The following is a 16,216-nucleotide window of genomic DNA, read 5'->3' on the forward strand; positions in this document are numbered from 1 at the left end:
TTGAAATATGCTTTTTAACAAGATCGGTTTTCGATTAATATTTGCAGTTGCTCTTACTTCGCTTGTAATCATAGGCGTTTTTGCATACTTTAATATTAAATCGCAAACCGGCAGTTTAATATCCGAAGTTGAACGTCATGCCAACCAGTTAGGTGAAACCGTTATCGCAAGCACGCGGTTCGATATGATGCTGAATCAAAGAGATAGAATTCAGGAAACCATCAATTCAATCGGTAAACAACCTCAAATCAGGGATGTCAGAATCATAAATAAAGTCGGTAAAATTATTTATTCATCTGATTCAAAAAATATAAATAAGATGGTAGATAAACGAGCTGAAAGTTGCTACGCATGCCACTCCGAAGACCGTCCTCTTGAGCAAATTTCGATCACGGAACGGACAAGAATATTTAAAGAGCATCCGGAGTTCAACCGAATTCTCGGAATAATCACCCCGATATACAATGAAAATTCATGCTGGCAAGCCGAATGTCATGCTCATCCTAAAAATCAAAAAGTTCTCGGCGTCCTCGATGTTTCAATTTCACTCGCGGAGGTTGATAAAACAATTGTTATAAGGGAATGGGAAATTGTAGTATTTGCTATCATCGCAATAATAGCCGTTGGATTATTGATCGCTTTCTTTGTGCGACGCTGGGTGTCTAATCCTGTGAATGATTTATTAAATGCAACTCAACAGGTCAGCCAGGGTAATTTGAATTATGCCATTAAAGATCTCAGTAACGATGAAATAGGAAAGCTTGGTACCTCATTTAATAATATGACAAAGAAATTGGCAGAAGCACGGATGCAGCTTTTCCAATCGGACAAAATGGCTTCACTCGGACGACTTGCCGCAGGAGTTGCGCATGAAATAAATAACCCTCTGACCGGAGTCCTCACTTACAGCAGCTTTCTCTTAAAAAGGACAAAGGATAATCCTGAATTCCAGGATGATCTCAACATTATTGTGAGAGAAACTTTACGAAGCCGTGAAATCGTAAAAAGCTTATTGGATTTTTCGCGTCAATCGGTTCCCAGGAAAAGCAACGCTAATTTAAATGACATCATCGATAAGGCGATCAGTGTTATTGAGCGTCAATTATCTTTAAAAAAGATAAAAATCATCAAGCAATCCGAAGTTAATCTTCCCCCGATTACTGTCGATTCAAACCAAATCCAGCAAGTATTTATTAACCTTTTTGTAAATGCATCGGATGCGATAGGTAACAACGGCGGTACAATAACAACTTCAATAAAGCAAATATCGCTTTCACCTTTTGGAATTGCTCAGATAAAAAAAGCGACATGTCTTAAGCGACACAGTTTGATTGATAATGAATTTAAGATCGATGGACTACCGGCATTGAAAGTTAAGGTTGTTGCAGACGGTAAAGGAGGAATAATTCATCTCGATCCTGTTTATGGAAAACATCGCAATCAATATTATCCCGGCATCAAAATAAATAAAGACACAAAATTCATATGTCCCGACTGCGATAATTCACTTGTTCAGCAAGATAAAATATGTCCCAAGTGTGGCTCACCGATCCTTGCATTTGAAATAAGTGGACAAGGATTTTACGAAGTATGCGCCTCCGAAAACAGTGATTGGGAAAGATGGGATTTTGTTGATTCTTCCGGTTTAAAAGAGTATATAGAAATAAGAATCAGCGACACAGGTTGCGGAATCAGTAAAGACGATCTTCCAAAAATATTCGAACCGTTCTTCTCGACCAAAGGACAAAAGGGTACCGGCCTCGGTTTGGCTGTGATTTGGGGAATAATCGATAATCATAACGGAACTATTAACGTTGAGAGCGAAGAAGATAATGGAACTACTTTTATCATCCGGCTTCCGCTCATTCAATAAATCTTATTTCGGATTATGAATACACCATCGAATATATTAGTCGTTGATGATGAGAAAGTAATCATAGATGGAGTAGTAAAAATTTGTTCGCTGGAAAATTATACTATCGATTTTGCTTCAGATGTAACAACTGCAATTGAGAAGATTTCAAAAAAATATTACTCAATCATCATCTGCGATATTATGATGCCAGATGGTGACGGCTTCCAGATATTGAACGAACTCCAAAAGCAAAACATCGACAGTGCTTTAATAATGATGACTGGTTATTCAACAGTTGAGAATGCTGTTAATTCACTTTACAAGGGCGCAATAGATTTTATTCCTAAACCGTTTACAGTAGACGAGTTGCTGAGTTCAATCTATCGCGCAAACAAATTTCAACAAATTAAAAAAAACCAAGTAAAACCCAACAAAGATAATCAGAAAGTTGAATTGTTTTACGTCGAATGTCCGACCAAATATTATCGTCTTGGCAATTCAAGCTGGTTGTTCGAAGAAAGAGACGGCTCGGTTTTGATAGGTGTTTGCGATTTTTTTCTCGCAACGATTGATTCAGTAACAGAAATTGAATTTCTTAATCCTGAGGATGAAATAGTACAAGGCATCTGTTGTCTCACGATCAAATCGAAAGATAGCAGAGTGCATAAAATTCATTCTCCTGTTTCAGGCAGAATAATCGATGTAAATAAAAATTTAAAATTGATTTCCAACCTGATTGAAAAAGACCCTTACTTTGAAGGATGGGTATATCGCGTTATACCCAACGATCTTGGTTATGAAATTAAAAATTTAGTACCTTGCAGTTCAGATAGAATGTAGGTTTGAACATAATATAAGTTTAATAAATTATTTTTTATTTAGGAGATAAGTCATGGCATTATTCATACTCGCAATAATTTTATTCATCATAGCAGATATCTTAATTCGGGCGATCAGCAAGAACTTGCATGAAAAGAAGTTGAAAAAAGAACGTGAAATCGTTCTACATGAAAGCCTCAGATTAGATTTTACCGGTGAGGCAAAAACTTTGAAACGAGCTGAAGTGCAAAACCCGAAAGCCAAAATTTTGTGTGTTGACGATGAGGAAGTTATTCTCGGTAGCTTCAGAAAAATTCTTGTGCTCGATGGTTACTCGATAGATACTGTTGAAACCGGACAAGAAGCGCTTGGATTAATACAGAAACATCATTATGATTTTGTATTTACTGATCTTAAAATGCCGATGATGGATGGAGTTGAAGTGACAAAATCAGTAAAACACCTGCGCCCCGATATCGATGTTATCATAATTACCGGATACGCATCTGTGGAAACCGCGGTTGAGACAATGAAATACGGAGCGATGGATTATGTACAAAAGCCGTTCACGGAAGACGAACTCCTGGCATTCGTAAAGAAAATCTTAATCAAAAGACAAGATAAAATTCAAAAACAACTCAAACCAAATGTTCATATCACCCATCTTCCGGCTACGCACGATTTTATTAAAGGTGAGTTTTCAATCCCCGGTGGTGTTTTCATAGCGAAGAATCATACCTGGTTTAGCATTAATCAGGAAGGAATAGCCAAAATCGGTATGGATGATTTTGCAAAAAAACTGATTGGGAAGATAGATTCAATCGAATTTCCGAATCTCGGGATGAATATAAAAGCAGGGCAGCCGCTATTTACTGTAAAACAAGGAAGCAGAAGTGTAACATTTAATTCTCCAATCACGGGGAAAGTATCACGGGTCAATACGGCTTTGCTGAAAAATCTTGTGGCATTAGAGATTACAGCATATGAAAGTAATTGGATCTGCTCTCTTGATACCGATCAGATAGATAACGAAATTATGGGTATGTCGATTGGTAAATCTGCGGTATCACTGTTCCAAAATGATATTGAAAAGTGCAAAACTTTATTGAAAGAATTAATAAAATCTGAAAAACGAGAAAGCGAATATACTGGTGAAGGACAGATTTACATCGGACAACTTGAAGAACTACCAGATGCAAACTGGCAAAAAGTAGTTGCCGAATTTTTTATCAGGTAAGGAGTTTGCAAAAATAATTATACAGATAAACTTAACGCTTTTCCACCTGTGAGTTGAACGATTTCCAGCCGTATAATAATCATACGGCTGGTTAAAATATTTAATTGAAGGATGATTGATGTATGATCGGTGATTTGTTTCTATAAAAACATACAATTTATATTTCCTTTCTCAGTCGTAAGTTTTTTCAATACATTTCTCAATCTTTTCTTGGCTTATCTCATTGAGTCAATTTCAATACTGCGAAATTGTTCTCCTTCGATTTCAGAAATGAGAAATTTAGGTCTGAAATTATCATTCAATCCCACAAATTTAATGATTATTCGATATATCTCTGGAACGATTATTGCAATATTCTGAGCCAATCAAATCATAAAAACTTCACATAACACTACAAGATTTAACAGATATGAAACAAAATCGAACGATGGTCACAATTGATGGTAATGAAGCGGCCGCATTTGTCGCGCACAAAACAAACGAAGTAATCGCTATATACCCAATCACACCCTCATCACCAATGGGCGAATGGTCCGATGAATGGTCCGCTCTCGGAAAACGAAATTTGTGGGGAACTATACCTCAAGTAATCGAGATGCAAAGCGAAGGTGGGGCTGCCGGCGCCGTTCACGGTGCTCTTCAAGCGGGTGCCCTCACAACTACGTTCACATCGTCACAGGGATTATTATTGATGATTCCGAATATGTTCAAGATTGCCGGCGAGCTAACATCGACAGTGTTTCATATCGCGGCACGAACAGTTGCAACTCACGCACTTTCAATTTTTGGAGAACACAGTGATGTTATGGCTGTGCGATCAACCGGCTGGGCGATGTTATCATCTAATTCACTTCAAGAAATAATGGACTTCGCATTAATCGCCCAGGCAGCAACTCTGGAATCGCGTGTCCCGTTCATTCATTTCTTCGATGGTTTTCGATCCTCACACGAAGTAATGAAGATAGAAGAACTGACCGACGATGATATGCGCGCGATGCTGAGCGACGAACTTATTCGCGCTCATCGTGCAAGAGCTATGTCTCCGGATAAACCTATTTTACGTGGCACCGCTCAAAATCCAGATGTTTATTATCAGGCGAGAGAAACAGTCAATCCATTTTATACTGCTTGCCCCGAAATCGTAGAAAAGGCAATGCGAAAGTTTGAACAATTGGTTGGTCGGAAATATGAATTATTCCAGTACTTCGGTGATCAAGATGCGGATCGGGTTATCATAATGATGGGCTCGGGCGCGGAAGCGGCACACGAAACGGTGGAATATCTTAATAAAAACGGAGAAAAAATAGGACTGCTGAAGGTTCGTTTATATCGACCTTTCTCTGCGGAACATTTCATAAAGGCATTACCGAAATCTATTAAAAACATCGCAGTGTTAGATCGCACAAAAGAACCGGGTGCAACGGGTGAACCGCTTTATCAGGATGTTATAACTACAATGAGCGAGGCGTTCATAAACAACGCTTTACCATTCGCATATCCAAAAATAATCGGCGGCAGATACGGTCTTTCATCCAAAGAATTTACACCTGCAATGGTTAAAGCCATATTCGATGAAATGAAAAAATCACAACCTAAAAATCATTTCAATATCGGAATCAACGATGATGTCACAAAAACAAGTTTAGATTACGACCCTTCATTCACAACCGAATCTGATGATGTGGTAAGGGCGATCTTCTTCGGGCTTGGCGCGGATGGTACAGTTGGCGCCAATAAAAATTCAATTAAAATTATAGGTGAAGATACAGATTTTTATGCACAGGGATATTTCGTATACGATTCGAAAAAATCCGGTTCTACAACAACATCACATTTACGTTTCGGACCGCGTCCGATTCATTCAACATATTTAATCGATAAAGCAAGTTTCATCGCATGCCATCAATGGTTCTTCCTTGAAAAATATGATGTGCTCAAATCAGCTATTAACGGCAGCACATTTCTTTTAAATAGTTTGTACGGACCGAACGAAGTGTGGGATAAACTTCCACGGCACATACAAAAACAAATCATCGATAAAAAAATCAAGCTTTACGTGATAGACGCATACAACGTAGGTCGTCAAACCGGAATGGGAACTCGCATCAACACAATCATGCAAACCTGTTTCTTTGCCATTTCGGGTGTGCTACCCAAAGATGATGCAATAGCGGCAATCAAACATTCGATAGAGAAAACTTATGGTAAAAAAGGAGCTGATATTGTATCTCAGAATTTCGAGGCGGTGGATAAAACACTCGCAAATCTGTTTGAAGTGAAGGTACCGGATAAAGTTACAAGTAATATTGAAATGCCGCCAATCGTTTCACCTCAAGCCCCCGATTACGTTAAAAATGTTCTGGGGAAAATAGTAGCAGGAAACGGTGATGAACTCCCGGTCAGCGCGTTGCCGTTGGACGGAACTTTCCCCACGGCTACGGCTCAATGGGAAAAGAGAAATATCGCGCTGGAAATTCCGGTTTGGGAATCGGAGATTTGCATCCAGTGCAACAAATGCGTAATGGTATGTCCGCACGCGGCTATCCGCGCAAAAGTTTATGAACCAAAATTCCTCGATAATGCTCCTGCCACTTTCAAGTCGATTGATTTTAAAGGTACAGAATACAAGGGAATGAAGTATACAATACAAATAGCCCCGGAAGATTGCACAGAATGTGGTCTTTGCGTAGATATTTGCCCAGCAAAGAGCAAATCGGAAACAAAGGTAAAAGCGATTAACATGAAACCGCAACCGCCTATCCGTGAATCCGAGAGGTTAAACTACGATTTCTTTTTGAATATTCCTGATATAGACCGAAGAACTGTTAAGGTGGATACGATAAAAGGTTCACAATTTTTAAGACCGTTATTTGAATATTCAGGCGCGTGTGCCGGGTGCGGAGAAACACCATACGTAAAATTAGTGACGCAATTATTTGGCGACAGAACCATCATAGCAAACGCGACCGGTTGTTCTTCGATCTACGGCGGTAATTTACCAACCACTCCATACTGTGTCGATCATAACGGTCGTGGACCGACCTGGTCAAATTCACTTTTCGAAGATAATGCGGAGTTTGGTCTTGGAATGCGTCTGACTATTGATAAACATACCGAGATGGCAAAAGAATTAGTTGAGAAATTAAAATCCCAGATCGGTGAATCGCTTGCAAACGAATTATTAAGTGCCGACCAAAAAGATGAAGCAGGCATTTATTCGCAGCGTGAAAGAGTGAAGATTCTTAAAGATAAATTAAAGACCATCTCTTCACCCGACGCGAAAAGCTTGATAAGTCTTAGTGATAATCTTGTAAAACGCAGCGTGTGGATATTTGGGGGTGATGGTTGGGCTTATGATATCGGGTACGGTGGATTAGATCATGTAATTGCCACAGGCAAAAATGTAAACATTCTTGTCATGGATACCGAAGTGTATTCAAACACCGGCGGGCAAATGTCGAAAGCAACATCACGCTCGGCGATCGCAAAATTTGCGGCAAGCGGCAAATCGACTGCGAAAAAAGATTTAGGATTATTAGCTATGGGATACGGTAATGTGTATGTGGCAGCTGTTGCCATGGGCGCTAATGATTTACAAACTCTTCGAGCTTTCATCGAGGCAGAAGCATACGACGGACCATCAATCATCATAGCATATAGTCATTGCATCGCGCATGGTATTAACATGGCTCGTGGAATGCAGAACCAAAAACTTGCGGTAGAAACCGGTTATTTCCCGCTTTACCGGTATAATCCGATGTTGGCCCTTGAAGGAAAAAATCCATTCAAACTCGATTCTAAAGCTCCCAGCCGAAAGTTGAAAGAATTTACAGATCTGGAAACTCGATTTAAAATGCTCGAAAAAAGTTACCCCGAGAGGGCGAAAGAATTAAGCGTTCTCTCTCAACGCGATGTCGAAACTCGCTGGAAAATGTATGAACACCTCGCGCGTGACAAAGATGGTTCTACTCAAAAATAAATTCATCTCAAATTATATCATAATTTTTTAGATTGAAGGAATGGAAACAAAAATGGATTTGACGACCAAATACTTAGGAATAAAATTAAAAAACCCGATAGTTCCATCGGCATCACCGCTATCCTATTCACTTGACAGCATGAAACAACTCGAAGACGCAGGCGCTTCGGCAATAGTGATGTACTCACTTTTTGAAGAACAAATTGCTCACGAGCGATCTGAACTTCTACATTATTTATCGCATGGCACCGATAGTTATGCGGAAGCTTTGTCTTACTTTCCGGAGGTTCAGCATTACAACAGCGGACCTGATGAATATCTTAATAACATCCGAAACGCAAAAAAATCTCTCGATATTCCTATCATCGGCAGTTTAAACGGGGTATCGGTTGGTGGTTGGATCGAGTACGCAAAAAAAATTCAGGATGCCGGTGCCGATGCGTTAGAACTGAACATCTATTACATCCCAACGAATCCGGATGTCTCCTCATCAGAACTCGAGAATAAATATTTAGAAGTAGCCAAGACGGTAAAGAAAAGTGTTACAATCCCGGTGGCAGTAAAATTAAGTGCTTTCTTTACGACTATGGCAAATATGGCTCGGAAATTTGACGATATCGGAATCGACGGTTTGGTTCTCTTCAATCGTTTTTATCAACCCGATATTGACCTTGAGTCGCTGGAGATAGAACCGAATATTATCTTAAGTACTCCGCAAGCATTGCGATTGCCGATGCGTTGGATTGCAATATTGCACGGAAGAATTAGGGCTAACCTCGCTGCATCAAGCGGAATTCATACGAGTGATGATGTATTGAAGATGTTGATGGCCGGAGCCGATGTCACGATGATGTGTTCTTCACTTCTTAAACACGGACCGGAACATATCAAGAAAACTCTTTCAGAAGTCGAGAAATGGATGAGTGAACATGAGTATGTTTCTGTTCAACAACTAAAAGGAAGCATGAGTCAAAAATCTGTTGCTGATCCTGCTGCTTTTGAGAGAGCTAATTATATGAAATCTCTGCATAGTTATAAATAGCCATATTTGATTATTATTCACAATATTATTAATTTAAGACTAATTACTCCGATATATTAAGATGAGCATTATATTTAGCAGACAGTGTGAATATGCGCTTCAAGCCGTCCTATTTCTGGCATTGAAACCACAAAAAGAATTGACTTCAATCAGGGAGTTAACCAAGCGAATCGATATACCGTACCATTTCGTTGCGAAAATTCTCCAGGACCTTACCCGTAAAGGATTATTAGTTTCGCATAAGGGTCCTGCCGGTGGATTTGGTTTAGCCCTCCCCGCAAAAAATATTACCATACTCCAGATCGTTGAAGCCATCGATGGACTTTCATTCATGAATAATTGTGTGTTTGGATTTCCTGATTGTAGTCATAACGATCGCTGTGCGGTGCATGATCATTGGGAAAAAATCCGTGAACAAATTCACGATATGCTCGCCTCAAAAAATATTCTTGAGTTGACTGAAATTAATAAAAAACCGCAATACAATTTGATTGCATAAATATAAGACCTTTTTTTAAACAGTATTCAGACCAATTACTCTGATATTATCTCCGATAAAATTACCGATGGAACTTCAAAGAACAAATACAAACGGCTCTGATGGATCGTCTGCAGAGAATCTTATACACACTAATTTATTACGTATAAAAAATATTCCACCAGAGTTGAGAAAAACAAAATACGATTTTAAGAATGACAAATCCTTTATTACAAGAATCATTCAGCGGTTAAAAACTGATTCACAATTCCTAAGATCCGTAATCCAAATAATATTTCTTCTCCTCTGCATTTGGATCGGAATTGAATTTTACCTCTTCATGAAATGGGGATCAAGCGGCGGTCAATCGTTATTTCATGAACGTCCGCCGGGAGTTGAGGGATTTTTACCGATCAGTGCTCTGATGAGCTTGAAATACTGGCTTCAAACCGGGATAATCAATAATATCCATCCTTCTGGATTATTCATATTCATCGCAATTATCGCCGGCGGTTTATTGCTTAAAAAAAGTTTTTGCGGTTGGCTTTGTCCTGTTGGAACGATAAGCGAAAGCTTATGGATGCTGGGAAGAAAAATATTCGGAAAAAATTTAAACTTGAATCGCTGGCTCGATTATCCATTGCGTTCAATAAAATATTTCCTTCTCTTCTTCTTCGTATACTCGATCTGGCAAATGGATACATCTTCGCTATTCGAATTTATCAATAGCCCATACAATAAAGTTGCCGACATCAAAATGTTTCTATTTTTTTCTAACATCACATCGTTCGCGCTCTGGACAATTATAATATTAATGATGTTTTCTCTTTTCATCCAAAATTTCTGGTGCCGTTATTTATGTCCATACGGTGCATTGCTTGGCGCCATAAGCTGGTTGAGTCCGACAAAGATAACCCGAAACAAAACTACTTGTATCGATTGTGAGCTTTGCACCAAAGCATGTCCATCTAACATAAAAGTGCATAAAGTCAAAAAGGTTTGGAGTGATGAGTGTATGAATTGTCTCGCCTGTGTTCAGGCTTGCCCGGTTAAAAACACACTTGATATCCGCACGCCGATTACTAAAACACGTGTCCCGAATTTAATTTTCGGGATCCTGATTATCGGCGTTTTTATCGCAATCACCGGACTTGCAATGATTACCGATCACTGGCATAATCAAATTTCGAAGGATGAATATCTAAAAAGATTTAAAGAACTCGAAACTCCACTTTATCAACACAATCAAGGTCAAGTGCCTAAGTACGGACCAAATGATTGAATAATTTAAAACTTAAAAGATTGAAAGAACTCTGATGGTAAAACGAAAAATAATAAAAATTGATGAAACATTGTGCGACGGATGCGGTGAATGTATCACCTCTTGCCCGGAGGGAGCATTACAAATTATTGATGGCAAAGCAAGGGTTGTGAAAGAAAGCTTTTGCGATGGATTCGGTGCCTGCATAGGTGAATGTCCGGTTGGCGCATTATCAATTATAGAAGCCGAAACAGATGAATATGACGAAAACGGGGTAATTGATCATATCAAGAAACATTCACCCGAAAAATTAGACAAGCACATTGAGCATCTTAGTTTACATCGCGATAAATTGCATTCAGCAAACTCTAACCATCAACATCATCATTCCGGCTGTCCGTCAAGTCGAACTATGGTATTTGAGAAACCAGGCAACACACAACCGAGCAACAACGTTGAATCTCAACTTCGGCAGTGGCCCATACAACTTCATCTGGTTTCACCGAATGCCACATACTTCAGAAATGCAGACATCGCATTTGTAGCCGATTGTATACCGTTTGCTTACGGAAACTTCCACAATGATTATCTTGTAAAATATCCGATAGCGATTGGATGCCCTAAACTTGACGATACTCGTTTGTATTTCGAAAAAATAAAACAGATAATAGAACAATCGAATCCTCGTAGTATCAAGATTTTAATAATGGAAGTTCCCTGTTGCTCGGGATTGTTGCAAACGACAAAGCAGGCGATTCTCGCCGCCCGGGCTGATATTCCTGTAGAAGTTACTGTAATTGGAATCAACGGAAAGATTCTTGGATCTCGCGAGTTTGATGTATATTGATCTGTATGAAAACGATTGAACAATTTTACGATAATTTAGCACCTTCGTACGATGGAATGACATCGTTTGATGAGCGTTTTAGAAAAGAGAAAAAACATTTTAAATCGATTATTCGAAAATATAAAATCTCATCCGCGCTCGATGCAGGTGCAGGCACGGGGTTCCATGCATTGTTGCTCTCGTCACTCGGTGTCGAGGTCACGGCGATCGATTTATCCTCGAAGATGCTCATGCAAGCCAGGAAACACTCGCGCGAAATGAATCTTAAGATTAAAACCGTTCAAACCGATTTTCTTTCTGTTCCTAAATTAATCGAGGATAAATTTGATGCGGTTTTCTGCTTAGGTAACTCATTACCTCACCTCCCGCCTAAGTTGCTCCTTAAAGCATTTAAAACGTTTTACAAAATGTTGCATCCCCATGGTATAATAGTTACTCAGACACTGAATTACAATCGGATATTGCATAAAGGTGAAAACATACAGAATATCAGGCATTCCGATAAACTCACCACTATCCGTTATTACGATTTTTATAAAAAAATATTCCGTTTTAATGTATTAACAATTCAACATCCAATTAATAGGCCATCATCGCACATATTTCAATCAATTATTCATTATCCTATTTATCATGAGAGTATTAAGGATCTCGTAACCGAAGCCGGCTACACGAAACTGCAAACTTATGGTGGAATCGATCTGACGGAATATCGCGCTGAGAATTCGCGGGATATCGTATTAATCGCAGAAAAATCTTAACTGCGAGAATGTTAAAAATGAATATTATTATTTTAAGCCGGAATACAATTACGTTTGAATATTTCAAAATATATTATAAATTACTTTCATTAATTAACTAAATAGTGAGGAATCCATGAAACCTATCTACAAAATCGTTGTTTTTATTATTGGTAATCTTCTTATTCTCTCGACGTTATTTTCTCAATCTTGCGTTGAATGTCATAAAAATATAACTCCAAACATAGTTACCGACTGGCAGTTAAGCAAGCACAGCGGTAACGGTGTTGAATGCTCAACTTGCCACGGAGATAGACACACAACCGCGCAGGATGTTTCGAATGTTCAAATTCCAACTCCCGAAACATGCGGGCAATGTCATGAAGAACGTGTCGCACAGTATAAAAAAGGGAAGCATGCTGTTGCGTGGGCTGCTATGAAAGCTATGCCGACAGCACATTTTCAACCGATGGCTATGATGGAAGGAATGAAAGGATGCGGCGGATGTCATAAGATCGGGATGAAGTCGGAAGCAGAGATCAAAGAATTAAAAAAGGACGGTGCCGGATTCGGAGTCGCTTCGTGCGACGCATGCCATACCCGTCACACATTTTCCAAAAAAGAGGCTCAACAACCTCAAGCATGTCAAACATGTCATATGGGTTTCGACCATCCTCAGTGGGAAATGTATTCCGCCTCGAAGCACGGTGTCAGAAATTCATTGAAACAAAACAACATTCTTCCTGCGAATACTGCCGCTCCCACTTGCCAAACTTGTCATATGCAGGAGGGGAATCACGAAGTCAGAACGGCATGGGGATTTCTTGCAGTACGATTACCATTACCGGAAGACAAACAATGGGCAGCCGATCGTGTTACGATATTGCAAGGGCTTGGTGTGTTAGATCCGGCAGGTAAACCGACAGGTCGCCTCGATGTGGTTAAAGCCGCAGACGTAGCCCGGCTTGATCAGGAGAGCTGGCAGAAGGAGCGCGACAAAATGACCAAGACATGCAATCAATGCCACTCTGCGAATTTCGCTAAAGGTGAGTTGGAAAAGGGTGACAACATGATAAAAGAAGCAGATCGTCTGATGGCTGAAGCAATCCGCACTGTTGCTGCATTATATAAAGATGGTTATCTCAAGAAACCGAAAAATTATTCAAGTGATTTTCCAGACCTTCTTACATTTCATGATGCGCCTACAACTATAGAGCAAAAACTATTCGTCATGTTCCTCGAACATCGCATGCGCGCGTTCCAAGGAACATTCCATGCAAATCCTGATTATGCGCTATGGTATGGATGGAGCGAAATGCAACGCGATCTTACAGAAATAAAAACGATCGCTGCTGAGATGAGAAGTAAACGTAAAAAATAATCTCGTATTTAAATAATTTATAAAAAACCCCGATCGAATAAGTTGATCGGGTTTTTTTTATTAGGAGTAAAATAGTATCTCCAAGAATATAAATATTGATGATTTTACACCATGGAAGAATAAAATTATTTTGATAAAATATTAACGGTAAAGTAAAAGTTGTTTCAGCGTCCAAACTTCATTCTCACGCTGAGCAAGTGAACGCTGTAAGCGGTCTATTTTCTTCAGTAAAACCGTTTCAGGAATATTTTTATCCGATTTTTGAAAAGATCGAAAAATATTCGGTTGAGTTACAGACTTATGTTCACCTTTGTATATATTCTTTTTAACCATAACACCCTCCAATTAAATTAGCTTTAACATCCGTAAGTTTTGCTGTAATCGAATAATGAATAGATAAGCATTCCTGAACAGGAACTGATAAATGATCGAAATTGAGCGATGGCACCACTAATTCGGTCGGGATTATCGTCTCGCGCGCCGCATAAGTTCAGGAATTCTGTCTATGTCGATCACGAGATCTTCTTTGATTAAAGATAAGAAGTAGTTGTTTGAAAGTCAACGAAAATTATTTGCGAGCATAATACCCGCACATGATTTTTCCAAGTGCGATAGATAGCATTTTAGCATCGCTTTTATCGGCTCTTGACGGAATTAAAATCGGTATTTTTCCCCCAATAATCACATGTGCCAACCGGTAACCCGCAAAATAAGTTGTACTTTTTGCAAAAATGTTAGCTGATTCAATATTAGGAAGAACCAAAATTTCAGCGTTTCCGGCAACCCGGGATCCAATTTTCTTTTCCCCTGCGGCATCCGAAGAAATAGCATTATCCAAAGCGAGTGGACCTTCAACGAGACATCCTTTAATTTGACCTCTTTCGTTCATCTTAGCAATCATTGCCGCATCTACCGTTGATTGGAGGTTCGGGTTGACAAATTCAGAAGCGGATAGCATGGCAACTTTTGGGGTTGTATTCCCGAGGGCGTGCGCCACCTCTACCGCGTTATTCACCAATTCTATTTTTTCTTTCAAATTGGGAGCAAGCGTTAAACCGCCATCGGTGATCATAATTAATTTATTTTCGGTTCGCTTCGGATATTCAAAAATGAATACGTCCGAAAGCAAACGTCCCGTTCGTATACCGACATCTTCTGCCAGGAGAACTTTCATCAATGTAGAGGTATCAACACCACCCTTTAAAACGACATCGGCTTTATTACCTTTGATTAGGTCGACGGATACTTTAAGCGCATCTTCAACTTTTGCTTGCTGAATAATTTCAACCCCGGCAGGGATTTTGCCACGAGGAATATTTTTAGAGATAATATCTCTATTGCCAACAAGAATAAAATCGGCTAATTGCTTCTCACACGATTGAACAACAGCTGAAAGGGTTTCTTCGTTATTGGGGAACACAACAACGACTTTTTTATTTTGAATTTGCCGTGCGGCTTCAATCAATTCTTCAAAGTTTTTTATCATGATCAATATTCCTTTGCTTGTTCCTCATTTTTCAATATACGCATACCCGCTTCAGCCAATGCTTGCATTTCATCCTCGCCCGGGAAAATTAACACCTTGCCTATAAACTGCACTCGTTCGATTATCCACGATGTAAGAATATTCGAATACGCGATACCGCCGGATAACACAATCGCATCGATCTTGCCTGCAAGAACTGTTGCCATGGCACCGATTTCTTTCGCGATCTGATATGCCATTGCTTTATACACTTCTTCGGCAAACTCATCGCCTTGAATGATTCGTCTCTCAACTTCTTCGATCGAATTCGTTTTAAGATATGCAATTAAACCACCCTGACCCATAACAAATTTTCGCAATTCGGATTCAGTATATTTTCCCGACATCGCAACGGTTATGAAAGGTTGAAGCGGTAAACCACCGGTGCGCTCCGGTGAAAATGGGCCATCACTCGATGCGTCATTAACATCAATTATCATTCCGTCTCGAACAGGCGCTATTGAAATTCCGCCTCCGAGATGACAAATGATAAACGCTGATTGATTGTAATGAAGATTCAACTCGCTTGCTGCGCGTCTTGCGATAGCGTGTATGTTTAACGCGTGTGAAAGAGGTCGTCTTTTAATTTGAGGATGGCCGGAATAAAAAGCCAACGGTTCAAACTCATCGACTGAAACCGGATCGGCAATAAGTGCCGGGCAAGAAAATCGTTTTGAAATTTCGTGTGCCATAACGCAACCGAGGTTAGATGCGTGCTCACCCTGTAAATTTCCGCGTGCATCATCTATCATCTTCTGATTCACAAAGTATACACCACCCTGAACAGGTTTTAGCAAACCTCCCATTGCAACTACTGCCGAACAACACGTTACATTCTTTTCCACCCATCTATTTATAACTTCCATCCGGAATTGATATTGATCCCATATGGATTTGAAATTTTTCAACTCTTCCGCCGAGTGAACCACTTTATCGGTCTGAAGAATAATCCCGTCAACATAGATCGCTAACTTAGTCGACGTTGATCCGGGATTAATTACCAGAATAGTATAATTTTCTGACATACCCGATCTGATAATCTAAAAAGATAT

Annotated in this window: 13 protein-coding genes; 10 read left to right on the forward strand and 3 right to left on the reverse strand. The window is 39.5% G+C overall.

Features of this window, described 5'->3' with window-relative positions:
- Positions 1–7 precede the first annotated feature (7 nt).
- From HZB59_03235 to HZB59_03280, 10 genes are all read left to right on the forward strand, one after another.
- Entirely contained in the window at positions 8–1,873 is a 1,866-nt protein-coding gene (locus HZB59_03235) for a HAMP domain-containing protein (GenBank protein MBI5020428.1), read from the forward strand.
- A gap of 15 nt (positions 1,874–1,888) precedes the next feature.
- Positions 1,889–2,695, forward strand: a complete 807-nt coding sequence (locus tag HZB59_03240) for a response regulator (GenBank protein MBI5020429.1) — start codon at positions 1,889–1,891, stop codon at positions 2,693–2,695.
- Between the two features lie 52 nt (positions 2,696–2,747).
- Complete coding sequence (locus tag HZB59_03245) at positions 2,748–3,911, forward strand: response regulator (protein MBI5020430.1); 1,164 nt, start codon at positions 2,748–2,750, stop codon at positions 3,909–3,911.
- A gap of 409 nt (positions 3,912–4,320) precedes the next feature.
- Positions 4,321–7,890, forward strand: a complete 3,570-nt coding sequence (nifJ, locus tag HZB59_03250; GenBank protein MBI5020431.1) for a pyruvate:ferredoxin (flavodoxin) oxidoreductase — start codon at positions 4,321–4,323, stop codon at positions 7,888–7,890.
- A 52-nt stretch (positions 7,891–7,942) separates the two neighbouring features.
- Positions 7,943–8,932, forward strand: a complete 990-nt coding sequence (locus tag HZB59_03255; GenBank protein ID MBI5020432.1) for a dihydroorotate dehydrogenase-like protein — start codon at positions 7,943–7,945, stop codon at positions 8,930–8,932.
- Between the two features lie 61 nt (positions 8,933–8,993).
- Positions 8,994–9,431 carry an Rrf2 family transcriptional regulator gene (locus tag HZB59_03260; GenBank protein ID MBI5020433.1) on the forward strand — a complete coding sequence of 146 codons (438 nt, stop codon included), beginning with the start codon at positions 8,994–8,996 and terminating at the stop codon, positions 9,429–9,431.
- A 67-nt stretch (positions 9,432–9,498) separates the two neighbouring features.
- Positions 9,499–10,692: a 4Fe-4S binding protein gene (locus HZB59_03265; GenBank protein MBI5020434.1), complete on the forward strand. Its 1,194-nt coding sequence runs from the start codon at positions 9,499–9,501 to the stop codon at positions 10,690–10,692.
- Positions 10,693–10,726: 34 nt separating this feature from the next.
- Positions 10,727–11,518 (forward strand): 4Fe-4S binding protein, encoded by a 792-nt coding sequence (locus tag HZB59_03270; protein ID MBI5020435.1) that lies wholly within the window; start codon positions 10,727–10,729, stop codon positions 11,516–11,518.
- 5 nt (positions 11,519–11,523) lie between these two features.
- Positions 11,524–12,279 carry a class I SAM-dependent methyltransferase gene (locus HZB59_03275; GenBank protein MBI5020436.1) on the forward strand — a complete coding sequence of 252 codons (756 nt, stop codon included), beginning with the start codon at positions 11,524–11,526 and terminating at the stop codon, positions 12,277–12,279.
- 115 nt (positions 12,280–12,394) lie between these two features.
- On the forward strand, positions 12,395–13,639 hold the full coding sequence (locus tag HZB59_03280; protein MBI5020437.1) for a cytochrome C: 1,245 nt from the start codon (positions 12,395–12,397) through the stop codon (positions 13,637–13,639).
- 141 nt (positions 13,640–13,780) lie between these two features.
- Here the strand turns inward: HZB59_03280 and HZB59_03285 are convergent, their stop codons facing one another.
- The 3 genes from HZB59_03285 to buk all read right to left on the reverse strand — a co-directional run bounded on the left by HZB59_03285 (position 13,781) and on the right by buk (position 16,189).
- Complete coding sequence (locus HZB59_03285; GenBank protein ID MBI5020438.1) at positions 13,781–13,972, reverse strand: hypothetical protein; 192 nt, start codon at positions 13,970–13,972, stop codon at positions 13,781–13,783.
- A gap of 235 nt (positions 13,973–14,207) precedes the next feature.
- The gene (locus HZB59_03290; GenBank protein ID MBI5020439.1) at positions 14,208–15,125 is read right to left on the reverse strand and encodes a bifunctional enoyl-CoA hydratase/phosphate acetyltransferase; all 918 of its coding nucleotides are present in this window, start codon (positions 15,123–15,125) and stop codon (positions 14,208–14,210) included.
- Positions 15,126–15,127: 2 nt separating this feature from the next.
- Positions 15,128–16,189, reverse strand: a complete 1,062-nt coding sequence (buk, locus tag HZB59_03295; protein ID MBI5020440.1) for a butyrate kinase — start codon at positions 16,187–16,189, stop codon at positions 15,128–15,130.
- Between the last annotated feature and the right edge of the window lie 27 nt (positions 16,190–16,216).

The organism is Ignavibacteriales bacterium, from assembly GCA_016214905.1.
Classification (GTDB): domain Bacteria; phylum Bacteroidota; class Ignavibacteria; order UBA10030; family SZUA-254; genus PNNN01.